The following is a 19,864-nucleotide window of genomic DNA, read 5'->3' as shown; positions in this document are numbered from 1 at the left end:
AAATCAACACTTTTGTAATCAGTTGATTTTATGCGTTTTTTTCTATGTTAAACTGACCTATTTCATTCGATAAAAATCAATCACTAGACCAGCAGGTCCTTTAACTAGCAGGGACACCGTTCCCCAATCGGTTACAGCAGGACCGTGTAAAATCTCGGCACCAAACTCTTTCAACCGTTGGTAGTTCTGCTCTACATCCTCAACCTCGATGTGAAGAATGATTCCTGATTGAAAATTTTCCAAAGGAATCAGATGATTTTGTGACAACATGAGACAATGACTGCCAATCGTGAGCTGTGCAAAACTGTCATCAACATAGTCTGCCTTTTTATCCAAAATACGCTCCAAGTCAGCACAGACTTGGGGAACATTTGAAACGATAATATCTAATTGATTTAAATTCATTTGTTATCCTCCACAAAAAGACCGGATTGCTCCGATCTTTTTAACTTCTGCTCTAAGAAAATCAAAGAATAAACAAGGCGGAACCAAGTTTGATGGCAAATCTTTGCTCATCAAACTACGAAAAATCCTTTGGGACTTTTTCTAGGCTCCGCACTAGATTCCATCATTGAAAATTAAGGTTTCAATGATGGAATCGTCGGAAGTAAATCTCCGAATGAAGTCTACAAATTTAAAATTTAATTTTCGACGAGAGGAATTATTTGATTGCTCGTGATTGCAACCCTTCTTCTTCCAAGAAGAGGCGGAATGGGACGAGCTCTTCTGCTTCGTATTTTTCCTTGAAGGCTTTGATGGCTTCTTCTGAGTGAAGTTTTGGATCGAGTTCAAGTACTTCTACTGGAAGCGGACGGTGTTGTGTGATGCGCGCATCAATGACAACTGTCTTACCTTCTTTGTTCAATTTAACAGCTTCTGCAACGACTGCGTCGATGTCTTCGATACGGTCTACTGTAAATCCAACAGCGCCTTGAGCTTCAGCGATTTTCGCGTAATCAGCGTTTGTGAAGTCTACACCAAACAAGTGTTTGTTTGTGTCTTCGTATTTGTTCTTGATGAAAGCATACTCAGCGTTTGAGAAGACAACATTGATAACCGGAAGGTTGTATTGAACGTTCGTGATGACGTCTGGGTAGCACATGTTGAATGCTCCATCACCCATGATGTTCCATACTTGGCGCTCTGGGTTGTCTTTCTTAGCAGCGATACCACCAGGAAGGGCGATACCCATTGTCGCAAAGAGTGGAGATGTACGCCACATGTTCTTAGGTGTCATGTGAAGGTGACGAGTTGATGTTTGAGTAGAGTTACCTACGTCGATTGAGTAGATAGCGTCTTGGTCAGCATGTTTGTTGATGGCATTGTAAACTTGGTACAATTGCAACTCACCCTCTGTTTTACCTTCGAGTTTGTTCATGTAATCGCGCCAGTTTTGGTTGTTCTTAACGTTTGCACGCCACCATGGAGTAGACTCAACTGCGTCTACCTTATCAAGAATCGCTTTCGCCGCTTGACCTGCATCACCAAGGATAGAAGCGTCAAGAGCATGGCGTTTACCAAGTTTGTAAGGGTCGATATCTACTTGGATGAATTTTTCAGTGTTCTTGAAGGCTTCGTATACTTCAGCAAATGGGAAGTTTGAACCAAGGAAAAGAACGGTATCTGCTTCGAAGACCACTTCGTTGGCTGGTTTCCAACCAACACGGTAAGCAGAACCTGTCAAACCTTCGTAGTTCCACTCAAAAGCTTCAAAGTTTTTACCAGTTGTGATGATTGGCGCTTTGATTTTACGTGACAATTCAGTAATCACTTCACCAGCTTTGACACCACCAAATCCAGCGTAGATAACTGGGCGCTCAGCCTTGTTCAAGATTTCAACAGCTTTGTCGATTTCAACTTCGTTCAAAGCAGGAGCGATGAATGAGCGCTCGTAAGAACCTGAACCGTAGTATGAGTTTTCGTCGATTTCTTGGAAACCAAAGTTTACTGGGATTTCAACAACAGCTGGCCCTTTTTTAGAAACAGCAGCACGACAAGCTTCGTCAATTACTTTTGGCAATTGCTCAGCGTAAGCTACGCGTTTGTTGTATACAGCAATTCCGTGGTACATTGGGTTTTGGTTGAGCTCTTGGAAGGCATCCATGTTGAGTTCGTTGACTGGACGTGATCCAAGGATAGCAAGGAATGGAGTGTTGTCCATAGCTGCATCGTAAACACCGTTAATCAAGTGAGTCGCACCTGGACCACCTGAACCAACTGCAACCCCGATTGAGCCGCCGAATTTAGCTTGCATCACCGCAGCAAGAGCACCAGTTTCTTCGTGGCGAACTTGCAAGAAGCGGATATCTTTGTCTTCAGCTAAAGCATCCATAAGTGAGCTAAGTGTTCCTGATGGGATACCGTAGATTGTGTCTACGCCCCATGTTTTCAATACGTTGAGCATTGCTGCAGATGCAGTAATTTTTCCTTGAGTCATAATAACTCCCCTTCAATAAAATAAATTTTCAGTTGTTGAAAACATTTCCATTTGTGAATGAAAACGCTTCAAGAAACTTTACTCTATCAATTTATCATGTTTTTTCGCTCTTGTATAAGAATATGCTCATAGAGAACACAGAACTATTACATAACACAAAGCCCTAAATTTTTTCACAAAGTCCAATGTGTTTTATAATAATTTTCATAATCCCTTTGAAATCAAGCATCATTCACAGAAAACATTTGTAAGTTTAAGAAAATAAAAAAGCTCTGTTATGGTAAAACAGAGCTGTATTCTTACGAAGAAACTACAAATATTCCTGCAAAACCTTGGACAGGGCTCTATAGCCAGAAATGGTCAGATGGAGGCCGTCAGTTGTGTAGTCTGGGCGAAGCTGGCCTTCCTCGTTCAGAAAAGCATCGTAGAGATTGATAAATTGGACATTCATGTAGGCGTTAGCCAGCTGACGATAGGCCTGATTGAGAGCCTGAATCTTTTCATTGCTGCGGACATAGACCGTGCTCTTGTAGGCTGGAGCTTCATTGACGGGAAGGACCGACAGCAAGCGGATTTGCGCCAGAGGATAGTCACGAGAAATCTCCTGAATAACGGCTTCTAAATTAGCCTGCGTTTCTGTCTGAGGCATCTCCTTGCCAATGTCATTGGTACCTATCAGAATAAAGACCTTATCCAGTGCCTGCCCAAAGAGATGGGCATCCAGGTTTTCTAAAAGCAAATCAGTCTTATAGCCCCGAATGCCTCGGTTGACCAGTCTTTTATCCGTCTGTAAGAGTTCCTGGAGCGGATAGTATTCCACGATGGAGTCTCCGATAAAGATGATGTCTGGCTCCTTTACGGAGAGTTGATTGAGCTCTCTGTAGTTTTGCTGCAATTTTGCCTGCTCCTTGAGAAGCCATTCTTCTAGTAATTGTACTGCCATTATCTTTTTTCCTCTTCTAAGTATTGCTCAAGCACCTGTAGAACACCGGCTTCTGTATTGGCCGGTGCTAGGTAATCTGCTACCTTTTTGACCCGCTCGTCGCCATTTTCCATGGCGTAAGAAATACCAGCTAATTCAAGCATTTCTATGTCATTTTCACTATCCCCAAAAGCCATGATTTCCGAGCTTTGAATCTGCCACTTAGCCATGAGCTGCTGCAAGCCCCAAGCCTTGTGCATCCCATCTTGGAGGATGTCAATGGCTCCGTAACCACTGGCAACTGCGCTCAATCGTCCTGCAAAATGCTGATTAATCAGACGAGCATGCTCTGCTGCTGCAGCCTCTTCTACCATCATACTCATTTTCAAGACCTTGTCAAAGGGATAATTCTGAAGGCTAGGCACAAAGTTCATCCGCTTGTGGAAAAGCTGGGCCATTTCCTTAGTCATGACTTTTTCAATCAAGGGAAACTCTGTCCCTTCCTGGACAAAGCCGCCTCTTTCAGAGGTCACAACAAGCTGAAGATTCTTTTCATGACCAGAAAAATAAGCCAGCGCATCCCTAATCAATCCGGCTTCCCAAAAGCTGCTCATGCTTAGCTGGTTCTTTTCAAAAATCCTAGCTCCGTTAGCGACTACCAAAGTCATGCGTTCTACCAAATCTCCCAATAGCAGACGCATTCGTGGAATTTCATTGCCAGTAGCCACCACAAAGCGAATGTCTCTCTTATCTAGCTCATCTAAAATAGTAGCCAGACGCGGCGAATCCAGCTGTCCCTGTCCATCCAGCAAGGTTCCATCCATGTCTGTCGCTATCATCTTTACAGTCATCTTTTTATCCATTTCTATTTTTATCATCTGGTTTTTACTGTTCCTTTTCCAGAAAACCTCTGACTTTTAGACATATTATACTACTTAAAAAAGTAAAAAGAAAGGCAAGAAGAGGTGGATAAGACGGTCGACTTTACAAAGGGCACTTTTCAATCCTCCAGTTTTATATTATAATCATAGCTATATTCCTGTCGTAAAATTGGAGGTCCTCATGAGCAAAAAAGAAGTCGCATTCCCACGCTACCAGCAGATAGCTGTCGCTATTGCCGAGCGAATCGTTGACGGCAAATATCCCATCGGCAGCAAGATCTATGCCCGCTCTACCCTAGCCAGCAACTTCAATGTCTCCCCTGAGACAGCCCGCAAGGCTATCAATGTGCTAGTAGATCTGGAAATCATGGAAGTTCGTCATGGCAGTGGAGCCTTCATTTCCTCCAAGGAAAAAGCCCAGCAGTTCCTCGAGACCTATAAAGATGTTAACTCTCTGCAGGACCTCAAAAGCAAGCTCCACCAGAGCATCCAGCGCCAAGAGGAAGAATTTGCCAACTTTTCCCAGCTGCTTAATCAGCTTCTCAGCCGAACCAAAGATGTCCAGCAGCGCTTCCCTTTCAATCCCTACGAGCTCCAGCTCTCAGCAGACGCCATCAACCTAGGAAAATCTATCAATGAGCTCAATATCTGGCACTCGACTGGCGCTACCATTGTCGCAGTCCAGCAGGGCGACCAACTCCTAATCTCGCCTGGTCCTTATACCAAGCTGGAAGCCGGCAATACCATCTACTTTGTTGGCAACGAATTATCAGTCGGTTTGATGCATAATTTATTTTTTAATGAAATTGAAACAAACAAGTGAAACTTCGCTTGTTTTTCCTTTGTCAAAAAAAAGAATAGACAGGCAAATCCGCTGTCTGACAAGGTTTTTGCGGCTTTCAGAAATATTCTAGAAAATCATCCTCCCTTTTTTATAATAGTCGAAAAAAGCCGGTCTGACGGTCTTTTTGGTTTGACAAAGTGACCACACGGTGTTATACTGTGATGGTCTTTCAAGTGACAACTCTATAAAATAAACATGTAGTCACTTGTGCAAAAGGAGAAATACGTTGAATAAACTAGAAGTAAAACATTTGACTAAAATTTTCGGTAAAAGGCAAAAGCAGGCACTGGAAATGGTGCAGCAAGCCAAAAGCAAAACGGAAATTTTAGAAAAAACCGGTGCTACTGTCGGAGTTTACGATGTAAACTTTGAGGTTCAGACCGGAGAAATTTTTGTCATCATGGGACTGTCTGGTAGTGGGAAGTCTACCCTTATCCGCCTGCTCAACCGGTTGATTGACCCGACATCAGGCGACATTTACATTGACGGCCAAGATGTGGCTAAGATGAACGAAGAAGAGCTGCGTGACGTTCGCCGCCACAAGCTCAACATGGTCTTCCAGAACTTCGGACTCTTCCCGCATCGGACTATTCTAGAAAATACTGAGTTCGGTCTGGAAGTCCGAGGTGTTGATAAAGAGGAGCGCACGCGCCTAGCTGAACAAGCTCTGGACAATGCCGGTCTCCTGTCCTTCAAGGACCAATACCCCGATCAGCTCTCTGGTGGGATGCAGCAGCGGGTCGGCCTAGCTCGAGCTTTGGCCAACAATCCTGACATTCTGCTCATGGACGAAGCCTTCTCAGCTCTAGACCCTCTCATCCGCCGCGAAATGCAGGATGAACTGCTGGATCTGCAGGCAGAGCATGAGCGTACCATTATCTTTATCACCCACGATCTCAATGAGGCTCTGCGTATCGGTGACCGCATTGCCATTATGGCTGACGGTCAAATTATGCAGATTGGCACGGGTGAGGAAATCCTGACCAATCCAGCCAATGACTTCGTTCGAGAGTTCGTTGAAGATGTGGACCGCTCCAAGGTCCTGACTGCCCAGAATATCATGACAACGCCACTGACCACCAACATTGACATCGACGGACCAACCGTTGCTCTCAATCGGATGAAAAAAGAAGAGGTCAGTATGCTGCTGGCTGTGGATAGGAAGCGGCGCCTCAAGGGCAGTCTGACTGCCGAATCCGCCCGCGATGCCCGTAAGGAGCATCAAGCACTGGCTGACGTCATTGATAAGAACGTCCGCAAAGTCACTCAGGAAACCCTGATTACTGATATTTTCCCGCTGATTTACGATTCACCAGCGCCTCTGGCCGTTGTAGATGATAAGGACAAATTAGTCGGCGTTATTATCAAAGGTCGAGTCATCGAAGCCTTGGCCAATACTACTGAATCTGAAGAATAAGGGAGGTTCGCATTTTGAATATTTTACAACAGCCAATCCCCGTTTCTCAATGGGTAGAGTCCTTTACTAACTGGGTAACCGATACCTTCTCCGGACTTTTCTCGGTCCTTCAGGCTATCGGAAATGCCATCATGAATGGAATGACAGATACCCTGCTCTTCATTCCGCCCCTGCTCTTTATCGCAGTCATCACTATCTTTACCTATTTGATTTCTAAGCGTAAGCTGGGGCTGCCCCTGCTCACCTTCCTAGGCCTGCTCTTTGTTTACAACCAAGGTCTCTGGGAAAATCTCATGAACACTGTGACCTTGGTCATCGTTTCCAGTGCCATTTCCATTATCATCGGTATTCCACTGGGGATTTGGATGGCTAAGAGTAACCGTGTCGAAGCCGTTATCAAGCCCTTGCTGGACTTTATGCAGACCATGCCGGCCTTTGTCTACCTGATACCGGCTGTGGCCTTCTTCGGTATTGGTATGGTGCCTGGGGTCTTTGCCTCTGTCATCTTTGCCTTGCCACCAACTGTCCGCTTTACAAATCTAGCCATTCGTCAGATTCCAACCGAGCTGATTGAAGCGTCAGACTCCTTCGGGGGCACTGGCAAGCAGAAGCTCTTCAAAGTCGAGCTGCCTCTGGCTAAAAATACCATCCTAGCTGGGGTCAATCAGACCATCATGCTGGCTCTGTCCATGGTCGTTACTGCCTCTATGATTGGAGCGCCAGGACTTGGCCGCGGCGTTCTCTCTGCCTTGCAGCATGCCGACATCGGTTCCGGATTTGTCAATGGGGTATCTCTAGTTATCCTGGCCATTATCATTGACCGCCTGACCCAGAAGCTCAACCAGCCTCTGGCTAAAAAATCACCGGTCACTGCCAAGGAAAAACGCAACAAGATTATGCTCTGGTCCGCTCTGGCCGCTGTCATCCTGACAGCCTTTGTCGGAAATCAAGTGACCAAGCTTCAGCAAAGCAAAAAAGAAAAGGTCAACCTTGCTTATGTTGAATGGGACTCCGAAGTTGCCTCAACCAATGTCGTAGCGGAAGCTCTCAAGGAAATGGGCTACGATGTCACCATCACACCGCTGGACAATGCCGTTATGTGGAAGTCCGTTGCTAATAGCGAAGCAGATGCCATGGTTTCAGCCTGGTTGCCGACCACCCATGCTGCTCTCTATGAGGAGTACAAGGATAAGCTAGTGGACTTGGGGCCAAACCTTGAGGGCGTTAAGACAGGGCTAGTCGTACCAAACTATATGGATGCCGATTCTATCGAAGACCTGTCAGACCAAGCCAAGAAAACCATTACAGGTATTGAGCCCGGCGCTGGTATCATGACCGCAACTGAGAAGACTATGCAAGAATACAGCAATCTCAGTGGCTGGAATCTTTCTTCTTCCTCAACAGGAGCCATGACCACTGCTCTGGATCAGGCTATTAAGAATAAAGAAGATATTATCGTAACCGGCTGGTCACCACACTGGATGTTCTCCAAATACGACCTCAAATACCTCAAGGATCCTAAGGGAACCATGGGCGGCAAGGAAGCTATCCACACGATTACTCGAAAAAATCTAGACAAGGACTTACCAGAAGTCAACAAGGTCCTAGACAACTTCAACTGGACCCAAAAGGACATGGAAGAAGTCATGCTTAAGATTAACGAAGGCAGCTCACCGGAAGCTGCAGCCAAAGAGTGGATCAAAAACCACCAAAAAGAAATCGAAAGCTGGAAGAAATAAAAGTATAGAAAGAGGCTGGGACAAAAGTCCTAGTCTCTCAATTGTCTTTGGATTGTCGAGCAAGACGCAGTGGTTGAGTGGGCTCTACTACGCTGATTTCATCAGCTTTTACAGCCCTACTCAACTGTGCGGAGGTGGGACGACGAAATTGAATTCTAACGAATTACCGATTTCTGTCCCACTCTCTTTTGATTGGCTTCTTCCTTTCCTTACAAGGCTTAGTTATCTTTTAAAGATTGCTTCTATTTGGATTATCATTCTTTAATAGCATCTTCGTATCTGTCAAAGGCATAGTGGGTCTGTGCGTAGATTGGATCATCCATGGCCAATAGCAAGTATTCATTTTCTTTTTTATTGCTATCTCCATCAGTGTCATTCCAGGTGACATCTAAAGCCAGCCACTTACCATCTACTTTTGCAAAGTTCCAGGCATGCAGATCAAAACTATCTGTATCTCCACTCACATACATGGTTTCGAGACCTGCTTCCTGAGCTAGAGCCTGGAAGGTCACAGCATAAGCTTGACAGACTCCCTTACCCTCAAAGAGCGGACCAGTAATATCAAAACTAGAAGCATACTTACGAACAACGTCCTGCATATCTTTATATGCTTTTGAAATAGCCTCTTCTGATTCTTTATTCTCAATAGATTTTTTATAATTTAAGATGCCTTGGTAAGCAGTCTTATCATAGCTAATATGCTCAATTAAATACTGATTAATTGCCTCAATCTTTTCTCGGTCGCTCATCTGGTCTTTGATGATGTCTTTGACAATCTCTTTGACCTTTTTACGGGCTTTCTTATATTTGGCTGTTTCGTCAGCATCATATTTAAAGTGTACCACACGCTGCTTGCCATCAATGGTAGGGAGCACTCCCTGCTGAATTACCGGATTTTGATCCAAGACATCGCTAATCAATTCACTGACATCTCCTTCACTCAGCTCTGGAAACTCACTGTAATCGACATATTCTGCATCGGACAGAAGGGCCTTGGCAAAATATTCCTGCGCTGCACTTCTGGCTGCCACTCTTTCCTCAATATCACTAACATCATGAACGACTGTTTTACCCTTGAGATCCAAGTCAGCCTGCTCTACGCTGATATATTTCTCTGAAACGCCAGACTTACTTTCCTCTTTATTGACCTTTTCATTATGCTTATCTACAACAGGCTGGACTTCTTCTACACTGGCCTGTTCAATGAAAAAGTCCGTTTTGACAGTAGGCATGCCCTTGATAGAGACCAGACATCTGACATCCCGGCCTTCTTTTTCAATTTTTTCATAGACGATTGGAAAGTTCTGAATCTGGCCATCCATCATCTGCAGTGGTGCTTCTTCAGGAATGTTTCCCTTCTGCCGCAGGGCGGAAACCTGGTCAGAAAAAGTCCGAAAATCGATTTGATTCGGCATCAGTTTCGCAAAGCTATCAGATGAGATAGGATTGCTGATAGTGCCTAAAGCTTCTTTGTCTTTAAGGGGAACAACAAGAAGTTCATAAGGCTTTTTCTCAACCGTTTTCTTACTGTAATCCTGGTCGTAAGCCTGCAGCAACCGTTGTCTGGCAAGTATCGGATCATCACCAGAACGGCCGCCGTTGCGGCTATCATAGTGGGTAGGCAAATCTGTCCGATACACTGTCGAAGTGACCCGATCGACCTCTTTATAGTTATAAAGACCTGTCTTCGTATCGCTGCCAGGCATGGTCACATACTCTCTTTTTATAATGGAATAAGAGTCCGCTCCCGGCACTTCCGTCCATTCCAGCTGCAAGCGACCATCTCCGAGCAGACTGCTCTTGGTCTTCAGAGCTAGCTTATCGCGCCCTTTCTTATCTATCTTAACGATCCAAAGTTTTGGCTTTTTAAGCTTTTTACCTGTGCGCTCATCATCCCGTTGCAGCAAATAGAGCGTATCAAAGACCCCCCAGCTCTCACCTTGCTTGGCTAGACCATATTCCGTATGCTCTCCATTTGGCTCCACTCTAGTCGCAGAGAAATGATAAGCGGGCTCAATTACTATCTGCCGCTTATCATTCAGCTTAAAGTCACCTCCTAAAATGGCTCGTAAGTTGCTGTCCCCATAAATTTCAAAGGAAGAAATCAACTCAGTCTGTCCTGCATGGGGCAGTGTCTCAAAATCGTTAGGCTTTTGTACCTCTGTCGGAAATGTAATAGGCTCATTTTCCTTGATCTGAATGACCTTTTCTTGGACATCATAAGGAGTATTTTTGCTGTATTTTTCTCTCAGCTTACGAACACTTTCCGAAAATTGGCCGCCTTGCTCTCCCGGACCGCCACCATTCTTTTGAAAAAGACTGCAGCCCATCAGAAAACAAATCAACAGAGTAAGCAGAGAAATGAAACGGATTTTCCTACTCATGATTTTCCCTCCTGAAATAGATATTCTTAACATATTATACCATATTTTATTTGAGGCGTCTTTGTTTTTTTGTAAACGGATTCAAACATTTACAATATTGAGAATAAATTCTTACTTTTTTATAGAGACAGCTTCCCTTTGAAATCAAGAAGGTTCAACTCATTCCCATCTTAAAATATAGAAAAACCAAGCCAGATAGGACTTGGTTTATTTTATCAGGAGGCATTCTATTTTGTTTAAGTCATTCAATCCTGATAGAGACTGTCTCCATTCGTCGCAATGACTTCTTTGTACCAATCAAAAGATTTTTTCTTATAACGGGCTAGAGTTCCGCTACCGTCATCGTTGCGGTCAACGTAGATAAAGCCGTAGCGCTTGCTGAGTTCTGCCGTGCTGGCTGAGACTAGGTCAATACAGCCCCAAGTTGTGTAACCTAGCAATTCTACGCCATCTTCCAACGCTTCTCCTACCTGCTGCAAGTGCTGTTTGAGATAGTCAATGCGGTAGTCATCTTCAACCGTTGGGCCAGTTGGACCATCCACCAAGACATCCTTGGCACCGAGACCATTTTCCACGATGAAGAGCGGCAGCTGATAGCGGTCATAAAAGCTATTTAACACCAAGCGCAGGCCGACTTGGTCAATCTGCCAGCCCCATTCTGAACTAGCCAGATAAGGATTCATGATACCACCAAGAAGATTGCCTCGGCCGAAAGAATAATTCTCTGGATCATGAGCCGCAACCACACTCATGTAGTAGGAGAAAGAAATAAAGTCTACAGTATTTTCAGCCAAAAGCTCTTTGTCACCTGGCGCAAACTGAATCTCAATCTCATTCTCCTTGAAGAAACGATTGATATAGGCTGGATATTTTCCACGCGCATGGATATCAGAGAAGAGATAGTTTTGATTTTCAAATTCCCGTGCTGCCAGCACATCTTCAGGCTTAGGCGTCATGGGATAAGCCGGCATAGCAAGAACCATACAGCCAATCTTAAAATCAGGATTGATCTCATGACCGATTTTCGTTGCCAAGGCAGAAGCCACCAGCTCATGATGGACTGCTTGATAGAGGTCCTGCTTGGATAGTTCTTCAGCTGGCGTGGCAATGCCGCCGCTCATAAAGGGAGCATGGAGAACAGAGTTGATTTCATTAAAGGTCAGCCAATACTTGACCTTATCCTTGTAGCGGGTAAAAACCGTGCGGACATAGCGCTCGTAGAAGCCAATCAAATCACGGTTTGCCCAGCCATTGTAATGACGAGCTAGATGCAGGGGCGTTTCATAGTGAGACAGGGTAATCAGAGGCTCAATGCCATATTTGGCCAGTTCGTCAAAAAGATTGTCATAAAATTGCAGACCAGCTTCATTGGGTTCCAGCTCGTCTCCGTTTGGGAAAATCCGAGACCAGGCAATGGAAGTCCGGTAGACCTTGAAGCCCATCTCAGCAAAGAGAGCAACGTCCTCCTTATAGCGATGATAGAAATCAATCCCTTCCAGCTTGAGATTATCTGCTGTCGGCCCCTCGGTAATCAAAGGATTGGGATTGCCTGCCTTAGCTGGCAATCCGCCTTTTGGAGTCACATCCTGAACAGACAGGCCCTTTCCATCTAGATTATAGGCACCTTCATATTGATTAGCCGCCGTTGCACCGCCCCAGAGGAAATTCTGCGGAAATTTACCCATTTGCATTTTCTCGCTTTCGTTTTTTTTGTATTTATATTATAATAGTTGTCAAACATATTTTCTAACACAATTATCTTAACAAATTGTACTATTCTATGAAAGAGTGTCCCCATGATTGATTTAGGCCAACTACATAAAAATACCGTTTTTAAAAACCAAGGAACCCCTTATTCTCTGACCCGCACCATCACTGAGAATGGTCATCCAGATATTCTTTTCCACTGGCATACCGATGTTGAAATGATTTATGTCCACGAAGGAAAAGCACAATTTCATATTGACGACGACTACTTTAACAGCGAAAAAGGTGATATTATCCTGATTCGTCCCAATGCCCTGCACTCCATCCACCCCATCAACGACGAGCGCCATTATATGGACGCCATTAATTTTCATCTAGATTTGATGGGCTACTCTGCCATGGACCAAGCCAGCATCAACTATCTGCAGCCCCTCTACAATGGTCAGCTGGATTTGACTCATGTTATCAAGTCCAATGATAGAGCCTATGCGGAGATTCGTCAGTGCCTCTTAGCAGCTATGGAAACAGGCTATTTCCGCAAATCTCACTACGAGTTTCAGCTCAAAGCCCAACTCAACCAACTCTTCTACCTGCTCTTTGAGAACGGCTATGTCATTTCCAAAGACCTGTCACCCGAAGGCTATCGCAAGGAAGAAAAAATTCGCTCCATCATCGACTACATCAATGCCCACTACCAAGAAGACCTAAATATTGACCAATTGGCTGGCATCTGTGGCTATAGTTCGACCCATTTCATGAACTTCTTCAAGAAGCATCTGGGCGTTTCCTGCATTGAGTACCTGATCCAATTCCGCCTGCGCAAGGCGGCCGAACTCCTGCAGCACTCCAATCTCTCTGTACTGGAAATCTCCAGCCAAGCAGGCTTTAATAACCTGTCCAACTTCAACCGCCAGTTTAAAAAATACTACCAAATGACACCAAGCCAGTATCGGAAGAAATGAAGCGCTAAAATAGACAATAAAAACGAATACCTGCTAACCAAAATATGCTGAGGGTATTCGTTTTTTTATGCTGATTTCACAAGAAAGACAGAAATAATAGTATGTTTTTACATATAAGTCAGCTAAGACCTAAGTCTTTCGATTGTTGTCCTTACGACCTCATCGTTTCTATACTAGCAAGTTCAGCAGGAGATTGAAGATACCCAACCAAAAGATAGCTAGCAACAAATTGCGTCCCTGCTCTTCCTTGAAGAAATTTCTTCTCAGAAACAGGCAGAAAACCAGCAAGACCAAGGAGCACACTAGCAACAAAAACAAGATAAACATGGGTATAACATACAAAAGTAGCCACAAACCAAGATGCATTTCATTTTCTTTCTAATAAAATAAGTCAAAATAATAGACGAGCTCGAAAGCGGTCAGTTTCATTCATTAACAATTCTATAATCCTTTTTAATTATAACAAAGTCCTCAATTTTAAAACAGCAAAAACCAGATTGGAAAATCCAATCTGGCTAAACTCATATTCAAGCAATTTATTGCCCCGGCCAGTTCAAACCAACATGCGACTTCATCTCCTGATAGGCGGTATCAATCCGTGCTCTGGTTTCTTGATCCAGTTTGTCTCGATACTTGCCACCTTCGACAAAGTCATCCAAAATCCAAGTCTGATAAGTGTATAAAGGTAGACCGTCTGCTGAAGTAGCGCCCTTTTCAACTCGGCTGACCCAGCTCGGATGAGCCTGAGCACTTTTTATCTGCGTGCCCTTTGGTGTCTTTTCAATGGTAACATCCATCAGCACTCCGCGCTCAGTCCAATGAGCATTTTCAATTTCCTCCATGGTTTCAATGCGCTGATTGGAAATAAAATTCCCCATCGAATACATAATCAGCTTCTTCTGGCCGTCTTTCTCTAAAATCTCCGCCGGCTGAACCACATGCGGATGGCCTCCAAAGACGATATCTGCTCCCCAGTCAACCATTTTATGGTAGAGGGTCATCTGCTCCTCTGTTGGCTCTAGCTGGTACTCTATCCCCATTTGAGGCATGACGACTGTAATATCTGCTTCCTTTTCTGCCCGCTCAATCTCGGATCGCATCTTTTCTTCATCCAGATCGGACAAGCGATCATCATAATCTTCCTGACTGAGAAGCCCCTCCATGCCATTGTAGCCATAGGAGTAAGCCAGCAGTGCAATCTTAATTCCTTTGACTTCCTTTATCAAGAGCGGTGCTTGACTGCGGCTTTCATGCGGATAAACACCGATAGGAGTGATTCCCTCTTTTTCAAAAGCCTGAGCTGTAGTAAAAACTCCCTCCAGACCAGAGTCTAAAATGTGATTATGAGCCAGGTCCATCACCTGATAGCCGGCAGCCTTGATGGATGGAACTACGGCTTCCGGAGCATTAAAGAGCGGATAGCCATTTAAGGGATAGTCCGGCCGAATCGTGCCTTCAAAGTCCCCTAAGACCAAGTCTCCCTGCCGAAGCCATTCTTTGGCATAGTGGAAATTCTCAGAAAAATCATAAGTTCCATCTTCTTTCTGAGCACTCAGATAAAGGCCGTCATGATAAAGCAAATCCCCAGTCGCCATGATACGAACCGTTTGATTCCGAGAGGGATCCGTCTGCTGCTCTTTCTTACTAGGTATCAAAAAAGAGAAATCCTGCACATGCTCTGACAGCAGAATTAAGCCGGCTGACAGCCCAACAACTGTCAAAAGCACTCCGACAAACTGCCGATTGCTAAGCTGTTTTTGAAAGAACTTAGGACGAGGAAGCGGCAACTTCTTAATCCAATCCCGCCAAGCTTGGTAGGCATCTGGCAGGAGAGTATGCTCTGCAGCAAAACCCGATATCTTTTTCCAAAGTTCCTGAAAAAAAGTCTGAATCTTCTCCCAAAGAAATTTTTTATCCATCGCATCTCTCCGCTTTTTCTTGCTTAGTAACAGCACATCAATCTTTACTATATTGTACTATTTTTACTGCCAAAAGAAAAGGAAAGCAGGAACTGGGAGAAGCATGCTACAATCTTCAAATTGCGGCAATCTTTCCCACTCTCCTGCTTCATTTTCTATTTTTCAATTCTAAGAGTTGATTGCCGAGCTGAAACTCGGCTTTCATTCTTACCCAAAACTTCCTAGATCAACCGTCAGCACTTGGCCATCTCGGACAACCTGCCGCCCTGCAATGTAGACATCCTGAACATCGCTGCCTTTGACTGCGTACACTAGGTGCGACAGCATATTTTCCAAAGGATAAAGATGAAGTCGTCCCTTAGGTTGAATGACAATGAAATCGGCTTGTTTGCCCGTTTCCAGACTGCCTATTTTCTTCTCTAAGCCCAGCGCCTTGGCTCCCTCAATGGTCAAAGCTTTCAAGGCCTGCTCAATCGTAAACTGAGTCGCATCTCCAGCCCGCATCTTCTGAAGGAGGGCAGCTGTCCGCCCCTCTTCAAACATATCCAGATTATTATTGGAAGCGACAGAGTCTGTAGCTAGGCCAACGGTCACCCCAGCGGCTAGTAAGTCTGTCACTGGAGCTACACCAGAAGCCAGCTTGAGGTTGCTGATAGGATTGTGGGCGATGCTGACTGGTGAAGCCGCTAAATCCGCAATTTCTGACGGATTCAGTTCAACTCCGTGAGCAAAAATGGCTGGCTGCTCCAAGTAACCTAGGTCTTTCAAGAAAGCCAGAGGCCGTTTACCATAGCGCTCCAGAATAATTTTATTTTCTTCCTGTGTCTCCGCTACATGGATATGAAGCTTCAAATCCAGCTCACGCGCTAGCTCAAGACTGCCCTTGAGCAGATCTTCGTCACAGGCATAAGGAGAATGAGGCGCCACCATGACCTGAAAATCTTCATCATTGTAGGAGAGAATTTTCTCAATAATGGTCCGAGTACGTGCCAGAGTCTCTTCTGCTGCTTCCGCCTCTGAGCTAAAGAGTGTTGGTGAGAAATAACAACGCATACCAGACTGCCGCACAGTATGATAAATCCGGTCAATCTCCACTCCCTGAGGATTATACATGTCGTTAAAAGTCGTTGTTCCTGACAGCAGCATTTCAGCCAGAGCCAGTTGGACAGCCTGGGTCGTTAGATCCTCTGTGAATTGACTTTCTGCTGGCCATATATAGTCCTCCAGCCATTCATGCAGATTGCTGTCATCACGAATCCCGCGCAGCAAGGTCATGGCCGAGTGAGTATGACAGTTGACCAGCCCTGGCATAATCCAAGCACCTTCATAATCTACTCTTTCACTGCACTTCCCTAGCCAGTTTTCTTCATAGGGACCACAGTAGGCAATGCGGTCGTCCTCAACCACTAGCAGCCCGTCCCGGTAAACATAAAATGCGCTGTCACAGGTCACCAGATTGACATTTGTATAAGCTTTCATCCGCCCTATCCTCACTTTCCCAACACTTGGTTTCAAAAGATTTTAGCTATTATAACAAGCCTAATCTAATTGTGCAAGTCTTTTAATAAAATCATGGCATAAAAAAGAGCCCCAGCTGAGGCCCTAGTTGTCAATCATTATCTATGACTAATCTTCCGTGTCAGGAAATCCCCAACAAACTGAATAAAGAAGATGAGCAGCAAAATAAGAATGGTCGCAAGAATAGTCACATCATGGTTGAAACGCTGATAACCATAGGTCAGGGCAACATTTCCCAGTCCACCAGCACCAATCGCTCCGGCCATAGCAGTCTCACCAACCAGAGAGATCAGCGTAACAGTCGTCACTCGAATCAAGTCCGGCAGACCTTCCCGCAGGTAAACACCGACAATGTCCCAGAAGGTTGCTCCACTAGCCTGCGCTGCTTCAATAACTCCTCGGTCTAGTTCGGATAAGACCACCTGAACCTGACGGGCAAAGAAAGGAAAAACAGCCAGCGAAAGAGGTACCAAGGCCGCTGTCGGTCCAATCCCAGTTCCCACAATAATCCGAGTAAAAGGATTGATAAGGGCCAGGAGAATGATGAACGGAATAGCCCGAAAGATAGAGGTAACCTTGTCCAAGACGAAAAAGACAAGTCTATTTTCCAAAATACCTCTCGGCCCTGTCAAGACAAGCAAGAGACCAGCTATAAAGCCTAAAATCCCTCCGATAAAGAAAGGAATGATGGTCATATACAGAGTCAGGTAAATAGCTGTTCCCCAGCCAGCCTGACCGGACCAGCCCATTCTATAAACATTGGGCATAAATTGTTGAATCAGCTGTAGCATTAGTTACTCCCTTCTTTCAAAACATGCAGCTCTACTCCTGCTTCGCGCAGACTTTCCTGCACCGCCGCCAGTTGCTTGGTCTCTCCAGATAAGATAACGACCATTTCTCCGACCGGTACATGGTCTAAAATCTCAATATTGGCGTGAAGAATATTGGCAGATATGTGATACTGCTTGTAAATGTCGTTTATAATGGCTGTGTCTGTTACCACACCTGAGTATTTCAAATGTGCCAGAATGGAATTTTCCGGCAGGTTTTGCACAATCTTTTGCTGGTTGATTTTGATCATGGCCTCATTGATACCCGTTGCTGTCGTAATGAAGTCTTGGGTCAGCTCATTCTTGGGATTAGAGAAAATATCCAGAACTGAGCCTTCTTCAATCAGTCGGCCATTCTGCATAACCGCTACACGGTTGGCAATGTCCTTGACAATCTGCATTTCGTGGGTAATGAGGACAATAGTCAGGCCCAATTTTTGATTCAAATCCTGCAATAAAGCCAGAATCTGCTTGGTCGTCTTAGGATCCAGAGCGGATGTGGACTCGTCCGAGATTAAGATTTTGGGATCATTGGCCAAGGCCCGCGCAATCGCCACCCGCTGCTTCTGACCGCCAGACAGCTGGGCAGGATAATTGTCCGCCCGATCTGCTAAGCCTACCAAGTCTAAAAGCGTATGAACTTTCTTCTCTTTCTCAGCAGCTGATAAAGGAGAATGCTTGAGCGCAAAGGCAACATTTTCCTTGGCTGTCATCTATGCCATGAGGTTAAAATGCTGGAAAATCATCCCAATATCCTTACGCTTTTGGCGTAGCTCAGCCGCAGTAAGCTGAACCTGATGATGATCATAGAAAACCGTATCATCCACCGTAATCTTACCGGCAGACGGCACCTGCAGCAAGTTAATGACACGGACCAGAGTAGATTTCCCGGCACCAGAATAACCTACAATTCCATAAATATCTCCCTGATTAATATGAATGGTCACATCTTCTACTGCCCTAATGTCTTGCTTTTTTTGATTAAAAACAACATCAATGTGATCCAATTTGATAATTTCTTTGCCCATAATTTCCGATTCACTCCTTGATTTGTCCAATATGAGATTTAGCCACTATAGCCTTTTTTGTTTGATTTCGCCTGTCGCTTGACTAGGGAAATGTGCTACCACGATTCGTAAGCTGTACTAAGCTACCGCAACACTAGATAACGACCTGATCAAAGAAAAACTAAATGACCATAATAGCAGATAAAGGGCTGGAGAAGCTAATCTCCGCCCTTCTTAATCATTTCATTTATTCAATACAATGACCTTCTGCTGGTAAAAATTACCACACTGGCTGATCCATACCATCTGATGATTCTTCGATAACTTTTTTCACTTCATCAGTGTGGTAAGCCTTGATAATTTTTTCAATCGCGTCAGCCTTGTCTGATTTCTTCCAATCTGCTTTCGCTGCAATCAGGTTATACCATTGTTTTGAGTTTTCATTGGCTTCTTCTTTGAAGAGGGCCTTCTTGTAGTCAATGCCTGCTTCGCGAACGAAAGTATTATTGACAACTGCAGCATCTGCTGAAGTCAGAGAAGCTGGTGTTTGAGAAGCATCCAACTCAGAAATTGTCAGATTCTTCTTGTTTTCTTTGATGTTGGCAACAGTCGCAAGTTCCTTACCTTTAACATCAAGCTTGATCAAGCCAGCTGATTCAAGAAGATAAAGAGCACGACTCTCATTTGTCGCATCATTTGGAACGGCAATCGTACCATTTTCTGGGATGTCTTTCACATTTGTATATTTATTTTTGCCGTCCTTTGTACCAGAGTAGAGACGAATAGGAGCGATATAGGTATCCGCAACAGACACAAGGTCTGCTCCCTTCTCTTTGTTCCAGTTTTCAAGGAAGTTGTAATGTTGGAAAGCGTTGATATCCACATCACCGTCAAGCAGAGCTTGGTTAGGCTGAGAGTAGTCGGTAAACTGTGTGTATTCTAATTTGACGCCTGCATTTTCTTTGTCAAGGATCTCTTGAACCTTGTTCCAGCGCGCTTCTTCTGTATCACTCAGGCTCATCACCCCAACCTTGACGGTTACAGGTCCGTCTGCTGATTTGCTCTCCTTACTAGAAGAAGCTCCGCAAGCTGCCAAACCCAAGGCTGCAAGGCCTACTAAGCCGACTGAAAAGATTTTTTTCAAATTCATCATTTATTCTCCTTTGATGGATAAAATTCTAAATCTTCTATTTTATAAGATTACTTCTCATTTTACCATGTTAAAGAAGACTTGGCTTATATAAATAATTTATCGCCGTGATAAAAAATTTATATGACTGATTGAAGCATTTGAGTT

Annotated in this window: 15 protein-coding genes and 1 pseudogene; 4 read left to right on the top strand and 12 right to left on the bottom strand. The window is 44.5% G+C overall.

Annotated elements, in window-relative coordinates; all coding sequences use genetic code 11:
- Window positions 1–57 precede the first annotated feature (57 nt).
- The 4 genes from HMPREF9389_RS06665 to HMPREF9389_RS06680 all read right to left on the bottom strand — a co-directional run bounded on the left by HMPREF9389_RS06665 (window position 58) and on the right by HMPREF9389_RS06680 (window position 4,237).
- Window positions 58–405, bottom strand: coding sequence for a VOC family protein (locus HMPREF9389_RS06665; protein WP_002929205.1), 348 nt, complete (start codon window positions 403–405; stop codon window positions 58–60).
- A 256-nt stretch (window positions 406–661) separates the two neighbouring features.
- A complete protein-coding gene (spxB, locus tag HMPREF9389_RS06670; RefSeq protein ID WP_002929203.1) occupies window positions 662–2,437 on the bottom strand; it encodes a pyruvate oxidase in 1,776 nt (591 codons plus the stop codon).
- A gap of 310 nt (window positions 2,438–2,747) precedes the next feature.
- Complete coding sequence (locus HMPREF9389_RS06675) at window positions 2,748–3,380, bottom strand: SGNH/GDSL hydrolase family protein (protein WP_002929202.1); 633 nt, start codon at window positions 3,378–3,380, stop codon at window positions 2,748–2,750.
- Window positions 3,380–4,237 carry a Cof-type HAD-IIB family hydrolase gene (locus HMPREF9389_RS06680; RefSeq protein WP_002929201.1) on the bottom strand — a complete coding sequence of 286 codons (858 nt, stop codon included), beginning with the start codon at window positions 4,235–4,237 and terminating at the stop codon, window positions 3,380–3,382. Before HMPREF9389_RS06680 ends, HMPREF9389_RS06675 begins: the two co-directional genes overlap by 1 nt.
- A gap of 184 nt (window positions 4,238–4,421) precedes the next feature.
- On the opposite strand from HMPREF9389_RS06680, the gene HMPREF9389_RS06685 reads away from it, so the two are divergent.
- The 3 genes from HMPREF9389_RS06685 to HMPREF9389_RS06695 all read left to right on the top strand — a co-directional run bounded on the left by HMPREF9389_RS06685 (window position 4,422) and on the right by HMPREF9389_RS06695 (window position 8,240).
- A complete protein-coding gene (locus tag HMPREF9389_RS06685) occupies window positions 4,422–5,063 on the top strand; it encodes a GntR family transcriptional regulator (RefSeq protein ID WP_002896558.1) in 642 nt (213 codons plus the stop codon).
- Between the two features lie 247 nt (window positions 5,064–5,310).
- The gene (locus HMPREF9389_RS06690; RefSeq protein ID WP_002929200.1) at window positions 5,311–6,501 is read left to right on the top strand and encodes a quaternary amine ABC transporter ATP-binding protein; all 1,191 of its coding nucleotides are present in this window, start codon (window positions 5,311–5,313) and stop codon (window positions 6,499–6,501) included.
- A gap of 14 nt (window positions 6,502–6,515) precedes the next feature.
- Window positions 6,516–8,240 (top strand): ABC transporter permease/substrate binding protein, encoded by a 1,725-nt coding sequence (locus HMPREF9389_RS06695; protein WP_002929199.1) that lies wholly within the window; start codon window positions 6,516–6,518, stop codon window positions 8,238–8,240.
- 254 nt (window positions 8,241–8,494) lie between these two features.
- Here HMPREF9389_RS06695 and HMPREF9389_RS06700 read toward each other — a convergent pair whose 3' ends face one another.
- Complete coding sequence (locus tag HMPREF9389_RS06700; protein WP_032906364.1) at window positions 8,495–10,624, bottom strand: transglutaminase domain-containing protein; 2,130 nt, start codon at window positions 10,622–10,624, stop codon at window positions 8,495–8,497.
- A gap of 245 nt (window positions 10,625–10,869) precedes the next feature.
- On the bottom strand, window positions 10,870–12,315 hold the full coding sequence (locus tag HMPREF9389_RS06705) for a glycoside hydrolase family 1 protein (protein WP_002929197.1): 1,446 nt from the start codon (window positions 12,313–12,315) through the stop codon (window positions 10,870–10,872).
- Between the two features lie 105 nt (window positions 12,316–12,420).
- On the opposite strand from HMPREF9389_RS06705, the gene HMPREF9389_RS06710 reads away from it, so the two are divergent.
- On the top strand, window positions 12,421–13,293 hold the full coding sequence (locus tag HMPREF9389_RS06710; protein WP_002929196.1) for an AraC family transcriptional regulator: 873 nt from the start codon (window positions 12,421–12,423) through the stop codon (window positions 13,291–13,293).
- A 151-nt stretch (window positions 13,294–13,444) separates the two neighbouring features.
- On the opposite strand, the gene HMPREF9389_RS12370 is transcribed toward HMPREF9389_RS06710, so the two are convergent.
- The 6 genes and pseudogenes from HMPREF9389_RS12370 to HMPREF9389_RS06730 all read right to left on the bottom strand — a co-directional run bounded on the left by HMPREF9389_RS12370 (window position 13,445) and on the right by HMPREF9389_RS06730 (window position 19,720).
- Window positions 13,445–13,645, bottom strand: coding sequence for a hypothetical protein (locus HMPREF9389_RS12370; protein WP_002929187.1), 201 nt, complete (start codon window positions 13,643–13,645; stop codon window positions 13,445–13,447).
- A gap of 184 nt (window positions 13,646–13,829) precedes the next feature.
- Window positions 13,830–15,212: a CapA family protein gene (locus HMPREF9389_RS06715; RefSeq protein WP_032906361.1), complete on the bottom strand. Its 1,383-nt coding sequence runs from the start codon at window positions 15,210–15,212 to the stop codon at window positions 13,830–13,832.
- Between the two features lie 207 nt (window positions 15,213–15,419).
- A complete protein-coding gene (locus HMPREF9389_RS06720) occupies window positions 15,420–16,691 on the bottom strand; it encodes a TRZ/ATZ family protein (RefSeq protein WP_002929185.1) in 1,272 nt (423 codons plus the stop codon).
- Between the two features lie 137 nt (window positions 16,692–16,828).
- Complete coding sequence (locus HMPREF9389_RS06725) at window positions 16,829–17,521, bottom strand: methionine ABC transporter permease (protein WP_002898357.1); 693 nt, start codon at window positions 17,519–17,521, stop codon at window positions 16,829–16,831.
- Window positions 17,521–18,588 (bottom strand): annotated as a pseudogene (locus tag HMPREF9389_RS0111270) (methionine ABC transporter ATP-binding protein). The gene HMPREF9389_RS06725 and the pseudogene HMPREF9389_RS0111270 overlap by 1 nt, the downstream one beginning before the upstream one ends.
- 259 nt (window positions 18,589–18,847) lie before the next feature.
- Window positions 18,848–19,720, bottom strand: a complete 873-nt coding sequence (locus HMPREF9389_RS06730) for a MetQ/NlpA family ABC transporter substrate-binding protein (protein WP_002929182.1) — start codon at window positions 19,718–19,720, stop codon at window positions 18,848–18,850.
- Window positions 19,721–19,864 lie beyond the last annotated feature (144 nt).

This window comes from Streptococcus sanguinis SK355 (genome assembly GCF_000212855.1).
Classification (GTDB): domain Bacteria; phylum Bacillota; class Bacilli; order Lactobacillales; family Streptococcaceae; genus Streptococcus; species Streptococcus sanguinis_A.
The sequence above is the reverse complement of the archived record's forward strand: the minus strand, read 5'-3'. Positions and strand labels throughout refer to the sequence as shown.